Origin of the sequence: Planktotalea sp. (genome assembly GCF_049680325.1) — a bacterium.
Classification (GTDB): Bacteria; Pseudomonadota; Alphaproteobacteria; order Rhodobacterales; family Rhodobacteraceae; genus Planktotalea.
Genome location: NZ_JBAUHO010000368.1, coordinates 1 through 9,000, shown reverse-complemented (window position 1 = coordinate 9,000; position 9,000 = coordinate 1). Strand labels below are relative to the sequence as shown.

The 9,000-nt window shown below is 55.8% G+C and carries 9 protein-coding genes; 3 read left to right on the top strand and 6 right to left on the bottom strand.

Going from position 1 to position 9,000, the window contains the following annotated elements; genetic code table 11:
* The 3 genes from WBC85_RS16520 to WBC85_RS16510 form a co-directional block, all read left to right on the top strand.
* On the top strand, positions 1–1,001 hold a 1,001-nt coding region (locus tag WBC85_RS16520; protein WP_424439870.1), incomplete at its 5' end, for an NAD(P)/FAD-dependent oxidoreductase.
* Positions 998–1,573: a 16S rRNA (guanine(966)-N(2))-methyltransferase RsmD gene (gene rsmD / locus WBC85_RS16515; RefSeq protein WP_424439867.1), complete on the top strand. Its 576-nt coding sequence runs from the start codon at positions 998–1,000 to the stop codon at positions 1,571–1,573. The genes WBC85_RS16520 and rsmD, both read left to right, overlap by 4 nt.
* 35 nt (positions 1,574–1,608) lie before the next feature.
* Positions 1,609–2,718 carry a hypothetical protein gene (locus WBC85_RS16510; protein WP_424439864.1) on the top strand — a complete coding sequence of 370 codons (1,110 nt, stop codon included), beginning with the start codon at positions 1,609–1,611 and terminating at the stop codon, positions 2,716–2,718.
* Between the two features lie 70 nt (positions 2,719–2,788).
* On the opposite strand, the gene WBC85_RS16505 is transcribed toward WBC85_RS16510, so the two are convergent.
* The 6 genes from WBC85_RS16505 to WBC85_RS16480 all read right to left on the bottom strand — a co-directional run.
* On the bottom strand, positions 2,789–3,694 hold the full coding sequence (locus WBC85_RS16505) for a LysR family transcriptional regulator (protein ID WP_424439861.1): 906 nt from the start codon (positions 3,692–3,694) through the stop codon (positions 2,789–2,791).
* 208 nt (positions 3,695–3,902) lie between these two features.
* Positions 3,903–5,930 carry an FAD-dependent oxidoreductase gene (locus WBC85_RS16500; protein ID WP_424439858.1) on the bottom strand — a complete coding sequence of 676 codons (2,028 nt, stop codon included), beginning with the start codon at positions 5,928–5,930 and terminating at the stop codon, positions 3,903–3,905.
* 106 nt (positions 5,931–6,036) lie between these two features.
* Positions 6,037–6,420 carry a hypothetical protein gene (locus WBC85_RS16495; RefSeq protein ID WP_424439855.1) on the bottom strand — a complete coding sequence of 128 codons (384 nt, stop codon included), beginning with the start codon at positions 6,418–6,420 and terminating at the stop codon, positions 6,037–6,039.
* Between the two features lie 45 nt (positions 6,421–6,465).
* On the bottom strand, positions 6,466–7,239 hold the full coding sequence (locus WBC85_RS16490) for a DUF6478 family protein (protein ID WP_424439852.1): 774 nt from the start codon (positions 7,237–7,239) through the stop codon (positions 6,466–6,468).
* Positions 7,240–7,289: 50 nt separating this feature from the next.
* Positions 7,290–8,075 (bottom strand): hypothetical protein, encoded by a 786-nt coding sequence (locus WBC85_RS16485; protein ID WP_424439849.1) that lies wholly within the window; start codon positions 8,073–8,075, stop codon positions 7,290–7,292.
* The coding region (locus tag WBC85_RS16480; protein ID WP_424439846.1) for a dihydroxy-acid dehydratase at positions 8,056–9,000 on the bottom strand (945 nt) is incomplete at its 5' end. The genes WBC85_RS16480 and WBC85_RS16485, both read right to left, overlap by 20 nt.

Below are 9,000 nucleotides of genomic sequence, written 5' to 3'. Positions count from 1 at the left end.
ACATTACCCTGAAAATGGGTGCGCGCGTCTCAGCAATTGATGCAGAAAAGCGCGAGGTGCATGTGAACGGCGAAGTGGTCCGGTATGACCAACTCGCCTTGACCACTGGCTCTTTCGCACGCACGCTCCCGACCGCGATCGGTGGGGGTTTGGGCGGTGTTTATACCGTGCGCACCTTGGCTGATGTGGATGCTATGGCGGGTGAGTTTGCTAAGGGCAAACGCGCTCTGATCGTTGGTGGCGGCTATATCGGTCTGGAGGCTGCCGCCGTTGCGCGCAAGTTGGGCGTTGATGTGACATTGGTCGAAATGGCCGAACGTATCTTGCAACGTGTCGCAGCCCCTCAGACATCCGATTATTTCCGCGCCCTGCACCAAAGCCACGGTGTGCGCATCATCGAAGGTGTCGGGCTGGACTATCTGAGCGGCGAGACGCGTGTCAACGGCGCGAAGCTGTCAGATGGCTCTGAACTCGACATAGATTTCGTTATTGTGGGTGTCGGCATAGCGCCCGGAACCGCCCTTGCTGAAGCGGCTGGTTTGAACATCGACAACGGTATCGCCGTGAACGAGCAAGGACGCACATCTGATCCGAATATCTGGTCCGCGGGCGATTGTGCATCGTTTGAGCTACGCGGCGCGCGCCGTCGCTTGGAAAGCGTTCAGAACGCAATAGATCAGGCCGAAGCCGTCGCAGAAAACATGATGGGCGCGGGCAAGACATATACGCCCAAGCCTTGGTTCTGGTCCGATCAGTATGACGTCAAACTTCAGATCGCGGGCCTCAACATCGGCTATGACAATATTGTAGAACGGCGCGATCCGAGCTCTGACGCGGTGTCATTCTGGTACTATGCGGGAGAAACGCTTTTGGCTGTCGACGCGATGAACGATCCCCGCAACTACATGATCGGTAAACGCTTGATCGAAGCAGGTAAATCACCCGCAGCGGACGTCATTGCTGACCCTGCAACTGACATGAAGGCTCTCCTGAAAGCGTGAGGATTATTGGCGGCGAATTTCGCGGGCGCGCGCTCGCCTCTGTTGGCAAAGGGGACGCCGGGGCGCACCTTCGCCCAACGACAGACCGCGTGCGCGAAAGCCTGTTCAATGTGCTGATGGGCGGCCGCTACGATGATCCTATCAGCGACGCGAAGGTGCTTGATCTATTTGCAGGCACTGGCGCTCTGGGATTGGAAGCCCTGTCGCGCGGCGCGGGGCATGTCACGTTTGTCGAAAACGGGCGCAAGGGCCAAAGCCTGATCCGCGAGAATATCGCGTTGTGCAGGGCAGAGCCGCATACAAAGCTGCTCGGTCGCGATGCAACGCGTTTACCGCAAAACACGGGCGAACCGTTTAACCTTGTCTTTCTGGACCCACCTTATGGAAAATCCATGGGTGAAGCAGCGCTTGCCAGTGCGCTCGCAACAGGGTGGATCGCGCAAGACGCATTGTTGCTTTGGGAGGAGAGCGCCACCATTTCCGCGCCTCAAGGCTGCACTTTGCTAGAAACACGTAGCTTTGGCGGAACGAACATCAGTTTTCTAACTTGGAAAGCACCCAAATTGCTCTAGTGTCTTAAGGATACTCCAACATATATTTGGAAAACATGTTTAATTCACCTTATTTCGATCAGCTCAAATTAAAGGTTGATGCTTTTGGCGGGTATCATAATGGCCACCTGCATCTTGGCCGTGTGAACACCTTTGATGACAGCTATTTGCAGGCCAGCAATCTACAGCTGTCCCAATCCAGTCACATCTCGCTGCAGGAAAAGCATGCGCTGATTTCCAAGCTTCACGCCTCTCGCGCCTATGACGCGGATGACTACAACCGCCGGATTTCTGAAGGCACAGATGTCATGATCGGTTGCGGAACCAAGCGCGCAGATACAGTCGTTGACGTCACCAATGATCGCGTTCAGTTAAGCGCTCTGACCTGGATGATGGAGCATGCAGAAAGCATCAAGGACAAGTTGATCCTGCGCGCCGCTTCCTACAATCCGACGGGCTTTACCGATGCGGATCCGGCGCGTTGGAACCTGTTTGAAGAAGGTGCCAAGAAAAGCGACTTCATCGGGGCGCTGCCGGAAAAAGATGACCATGCGGACTATCCAGATCACATCGGTTATGAAGAAAGCTGCGCGCGGGTTCTCGATCTGGCCCGGCGCTTGGGTAAAATGGTGCAGGTTCACACCGACCAACGCAATGATCCACGCGAAGATGCAACAGAACGGCTGCTCGACGTGATCGAGCGCGAAGGCGGCGTTGCTGGCGATGATCTGGGCGGCCCGATGATTTGGGCGGTGCACATGATTTCGCCCTCTGCCTACGACGAGCCGCGCTGGGAGCGATTGTTAGAGCGGCTGTTGGCAAACAATGTCGGCGTCATCGTCGCGCCCTCTGCTGCGCTGGGAATGCGTCAACTGCGCAGTCTCAAGGCCCCGACCCACAACTCGATTGCGCGCGTGCTTGATCTGGCGGCTGCGGGGGTGCCTGTGCGCCTGGGCTCTGACAATGTTTGCGATATGCTCTCGCCCTCCAGCACGCTGGATTTGATGAGCGAAGTTTACTGTCTGACCGCCGCCTTGAGGTTCTACCAGCAGGATATTCTGGCCAAGCTCGCAACGGGCACGCCGCTTAGCGGAGATGATCGCGCGCATATCAAAGACCATCTCGCGCAAGACGCTGCCAAGATTGCTTCGATAACGTCACGCTAAACAAAAAATGGCCCCACTGCAGTTTTGCAGGGGGCCAGTTTGGTCGGGGAGGTAAACTAGAGGAGTGGTTTTACCACTCGGTAGGGCCTTTGGCCGCGAAGGATTGAACCAGGAAATCAATGAACGCGCGTACCTTGGGCTGGGTGAAACGGCCCGGCGGGTAAACGGCGTAGATGCCTTGTGTTTCAGTTGGCAATTCGGGAATTGCATCAACGACAAGGCCCTGCGCCATTGCTTCGGAATAAAGGAAGCTAGGAAGATAGGCGATGCCAAGACCTGCAATTGCGGCGTTCAGCAAGCTTTGTCCGTCATTTACACTCAGCCAGCCAGCCGTTCGGATTTGCCGCTTTTCACCTGAAGGTGCAGTGACTTTCCAGACGTTACCGCTGGATTGGTTCGAGTAATGCAACAGCTTGTGTTCGTTCAGATCGTCGATCTTTTCGGGGCGGCCATATTTCTCGAAATAGGCAGGGGACGCGATCATGCGTTTGGTTGTGTCTGTCAGTTTACGGGCCCGCAGCGTGCTGTCTTCCAGCTCGCCAATGCGCACGGCCATATCGAAACCTTCTGAAATCAGCTCAACGTAACGGTTGTTAAGGACCATATTGACCGTGATGTCAGGGAATTCCGACAGGAAGTCACCAAGGACCGGGCTTAGGTGGTTGACACCGAAGTCGGTCGCAACAGAAATCCGGAGCAATCCAGAAGGTGCGGATTGCATTGACGTGACCAAGGCATCGGCCTCACCAGCATCGTTTAGAACACGGCGTGCCCGATCATAATAGGCAAGGCCAATTTCTGTCGGGCTAACCCGCCGCGTTGTGCGGTTCAAGAGCCGCGCGCCAAGGCGTGCTTCAAGTGATGAGACATGTTTGGAAACTGCGGATTTTGAAATCCCCATCTTCTTTGCTGCGTCTGTAAATCCGCCTTGGTCAACGACCATTGCGAAGGCTTCCATTTCTGTTAGGCGATCCATATCGTCTACCTTTGCGTTCCAGTTCGAGGATCAGGTATCACCCTCAATCGGGGCGCGAATGGGGCGCTCGCTAGACAATAGCAGGGTTTTGTCGCGGATCGTTTGCGGCATGGAAACAGGCTGGTCGCTTCTTTGCTCCGAAAATACCTCGGGGGTTTGGGGGCAGCGCCCCCATTCCAAACGGGCCAAATCATTCACAAGTGATAGACTATAGTGACGCCGCCAGCCGTGTCCCTTGATTGATCGCGCGCTTTGCATCCAGCTCTGCCGCCACATCCGCGCCGCCAATAATGTGGCAGGCGACGCCTTTGGCCTCAAGCGCATCTGCAAGCGAGCGTTCGGGCAACTGCCCTGCACACAATACAATGGTGTCAGCTTCGATCAATTTCGGGTTCTCGCGTGCTTCTCCAAACGAAACGTAAAGCCCGTCTTTCTCAACACGCTCGTAGTTAACGCCGCCGATCATCTCTACGTTCTTCATTTTAAGCGCAGCGCGATGAATCCAGCCAGTGGTCTTGCCCAAGCCTTTGCCGTGCTTCGTGGCCTTGCGCTGCAAAAGCGTGACGTGCCGCGCAGCTGCGTGTGGTTGCGGGCCAGCGGGGGCAAGGCCGCCGCGCGTTTCGGAAGGATCGCCAACGCCCCATTCTTCTTTCCAGGCCTCAAGGTCTTCTGTCGGGCTCACGCCCTCATGCACAAGTGCTTCGGCCACATCAAAACCGATACCGCCTGCGCCAATGATCGCAACGCGTTTACCGACTTCGGCCTTGCCGCGCAGCACATCTATATAAGACAGCACGTTTGGCGCATCCTGACCGGGTATGGCTGGATCACGTGGCACAACGCCCGTGGCGATTATGACCTCGTCAAAGCCTGCCAGATCGTCAGAGCCAACCTCAGTGTTCAGCCTCACATCAACGCCGCTTTCGCGGAGCATGACACGATACCAATCGACCAGCCCCCAGAACTCCTCTTTGCCCGGAACTTGCTTGGCCATGTTAAGCTGACCGCCAATTTCATTGGCGCGATCAAACAAAGTGACGTGATGCCCGCGCTCGGCCGCTGTGATCGCGGCGCTCAGACCCGCAGGACCGGCCCCGACAACAGCGATCTTTTTAGCAGCGCTTGTTGGCGCGATAACAAGTTCGGTTTCGTGGCAAGCGCGCGGGTTGACCAGGCAGGTGGTCATCTTGCCGCCGAATGTGTGGTCAAGGCAGGCTTGATTGCACGCAATGCAAGGCGCGATGTGATCCGCTTTGCCCGACATAGCCTTCTGAACAAAATCCGCATCTGCAAGAAACGGGCGCGCCATCGAGACCATGTCGGCAGAGCCGCCAGCAATAACGTCTTCCGCAACTTCGGGTGTGTTGATGCGGTTTGACGTGATGATCGGAATGCTGACCTGACCCATCAGTTTTTTCGTCACCCAAGCAAACGCTGCGCGCGGTACAGAAGTGGCAATCGTTGGAATGCGTGCTTCGTGCCAGCCAATGCCAGTGTTGATAATTGTCGCCCCAGCGGCCTCAACCGCCTTTGCAAGCTGCACAACCTCTTCAAACGTTGATCCATTTGGCACGAGATCGATCATCGACAGGCGGTAGATGATGATGAAATCTGTTCCGACAGCTTCGCGCACACGCTTCACGATTTCCACAGGGAGGCGCATGCGGTTCTCGTACGAGCCGCCCCAGCGGTCTGTGCGTTTGTTGGTATGGGTCACCAGGAACTGGTTGATGAAGTAGCCTTCGGATCCCATAATCTCGACGCCGTCGTATCCTGCTTGTTGGGCTCGGGTGGCGGCAATGACGAAATCGTTGATCTGTTTCTCGATCCCGTCTTCGTCCAGCTCTTTTGGCGGGAAAGGGGAAATCGGCGATTTGATCGGGCTCGCGGAAACACATTCTGGACCATAAGCATAACGCCCTGCGTGCAAGATCTGCATAGCAATCTTGCCGTCGGCGGCGTGAACGCGATCCGTCACGATCTTATGGTTGGCGATGTCCTGATCGTTGAACAGGCCTGCAGCGCCGGGAAATACGCCGCCTTCTTTGCTTGGGGACATGCCCCCTGTAACGATCAACGCGGCCTGACCGCGGGCGCGATCGGCGTAGAATTCTGCAACGCGGTTCCAATCCTTGCTCTCTTCAAGGCCAGTGTGCATCGAACCCATCAAAACGCGGTTTTTCAGCGTCGTAAAGCCAAGGTCGAGCGGGGCGAGCATGTTTGGATAATCAGTCATCGGAACCTCCCAGATTTGAGTGCAGAGTGCGCAAGCGGCAGGGTCATGTCACCCTAAACGCAACGTCACCTTTGCTTACGCAATCTAACAGAACGTCAGTTTGACGTCAGGTTTCTGATGTCTCAACGCAGTGGCGTCGAAAGGCACGCTTGAGCAGATCAAGTTCGGCGCGCAGCAGCGCGACTTCGGCGCGGATGTCGTCGGTAACGGCATCGCCTGCGATAATCGTAAAGCTATCGAGCGTTTCGCCCGTATCCTTATCAAAGATCAGAAAGGTCTGGGCACCATCCCCAATCAGCTCAACAGGGATCGGCACACGCAGCGCCCATTGGTTTGGTTCGCCCGTTTCTTGAATCTGAAGGTCGCCCAAAGGCTTTTCCAGATGCGTGACGCCCAAGTTAGGCTGCGCGTCTTTATCGCCGACAGTCGTCAGTAGGCCTTCCCAAACGCCTTCGAACAGGCGGGTCTTGCTCAGCTCAAATGCACTCATTCTGGGGCTCTTTCTTTTCTTGCGTCAATTTCGCCAAGCGCTGCGTCAAACATCTGCGCGCGGACGGCGGCTTAGGGTGAGATCACGCAATGTGACTTGGTTCATCTGCGGACCTTCAAAGATCAAATCCAGCCACATGCTATCCACCCGCTTTTCATTCAACTTGGTGTAAGCCAGATCGAATTCGACCAGCGGCACAGAGTCATGCAAGGGCAATTCGCGCACGACTTGTTCGGTATTGGGCCCGTGTTTGATATTGAGGCGCGCGAAAATTTCGAGCGGCTTTTCCATTTCGATGATCGGTTCAAGGCGGATCAAGTGTTTGCGGCGCAGCCCGACGACGCTGGCCTCGGGAAAATCAATGACCAAGGACAGGAACGAGCCATCAAATTTGAAAACATCCATGCGCAGCCCATATGGGGCCAGATCGGCCTCACGCGTGTTGCGCAGCTGGCGCAGGGACAATTCTGAAAGCTCGCAATCATGATGCAAAGAAATTTCACTGCCGAGCATGGATTTGGTCGGGACCGACGCCATGCCCTGAACGGGTAGCGGGCCGGTCCATGCTTCGGGTCGCCATGCCCAATCTGAATCGTGGGATTTCTGAATTGCCTGCGAACCGATAAGTGGCAAGGCAAGGCGATTATCCGCAATGTGCACAAAGCGATTGAGGTGCACGAGCATACGGAGCGCATTGCTGCGTTGTTTGCGTAGGGTTGAAATGGGGGTTTTTGCTGCCCCGTCCGCAATCTTCGCCCAACGACGCAAAGTTCGCTTGAACAGAATTCTGTTCAACAATGAGGGCTGTTCCGCTGCCATGGTATTCAGCTACCTATTTTGTGACTGCTCTTTTCGGTACTTTAATCAAATTAAGAGCGGTTTAACAAACGGGCAATTAGCCCTTTGGCACCTTTTTTTGCTGGATCAACCGTGTCGGGCGTGAAATTTTCCGACACACTTTTGGGTTGATTGGCGCTCGATTGTTCGCCCGCTGAGCCAAGAAAGCTACCACGCTTGGCCGAAATGCCCTTTGCGAGCGATGCCAATAGCGTCGCGCCATCGTTACCAGTCAAGGCTGAGCCCTCTGGAGCGAAAAGACTTAGCAGAATTAGACGGGTATCAAGCGTCGTCGCACCGCGCCAATGAACGGGGGAGGCTGGAACCAACACTTCATTTCCACCGCTTGCGAGCTGGACAAGGGCCAGATTACCTTTTTGTACATGTTGTAGCACTTTATTCGGTGCCGCTGCGCTGGTTAGGTCTTGGATCGTTGGTGCGCTGGCATCTGCGCCACGGCGCGGCGAAACGCTTACAGCCATGACCGCAACGCCAGCATCCGCGCCCTTGCCATTCAAGGACGAGCATCGTGCCAACATTGCGGAGCTGCCTTGCAGCCCGTTGCTGATTGACGTCTCGTCGATGCAATAGCCCTTGGGTGCCTTGAGCCTGATACTGCCGCGCGCAAGCGTCGTGTGGGTAGTGCTGGGAACAACAGGGCCAGTTACCTCGGCCCTGCTTTCTTGCTCGCTTTTTGGCGCAAAGGAGAATCCGGCACCGTTGCTATTCGAGCAAGCGCTTAACGATGCGCTACACAACAAAGCAAAGCCCAACACACGGGCTTTGCTTTTGTTGAGATCACAGATCCCAATACTCATGCTTTTCTGCCTTGCCGCCTGGATGCGTAACCGCACCCTTGTAGATTTCACCGACTTGCTGCGCATATTTCCACAGCGCGCCAGAGGCATAGATTGTCTCGCGTGGACCTGTCCATGCGGCGCGACGCTCGGCCATTTCTTCATCAGAGACATCAACGCTCAGTTCGCCTTCAATTGCATCCAGCGTGATAATGTCGCCTTCTTTGAGCAAGGCAATCGGACCACCATGTGCCGCCTCTGGGCCAACGTGACCCACGCAGAAACCGCGAGTCGCGCCAGAGAAACGACCATCAGTGATAAGCGCAACCTTGAGCCCCATACCTTGACCCGAAAGCGCGGCAGTCGTTGCCAACATTTCACGCATGCCGGGGCCGCCAGCAGGACCTTCGTTGCGGATAACAAACACGTCACCTTCGTTGTAAGTACGGTTCTGCACCGCTTCGAACGCGTCCTGTTCGCATTCAAAGATGCGCGCAGGGCCAACGAAACGCTGATGCTGCGCGGCCATGCCAGCCACTTTCACAATCGCGCCTTCAGGGGCGAGGTTGCCTTTGAGGCCGACAACGCCGCCCGTTTTGGTCAGCGGTGTTTCTACCGGGTAAACCACACGACCATCTGCTTTGAGGTCAAGTTTGTCGAGCTCTTCGCCAATGGAGTAACCTGTTGCGGTCATGCAGTCCTCATGCAGCAGGCCAGCGCGGCGCAACTCGTTCAGAACGACAGGTACGCCGCCAGCTTCGTAAAGGTCTTTGGCAACATACTGGCCGCCCGGCTTGAGATCGACGAAGTAAGGGGTGTCGCGGAAAATATCACAGACATCTTCAAGATAGAAATCAATGCCTGCTTCATGTGCCATCGCAGGCAGGTGCAGACCAGCATTGGTCGAGCCACCTGTACACGCCACCACGCGCGCTGCGTTCTCGAA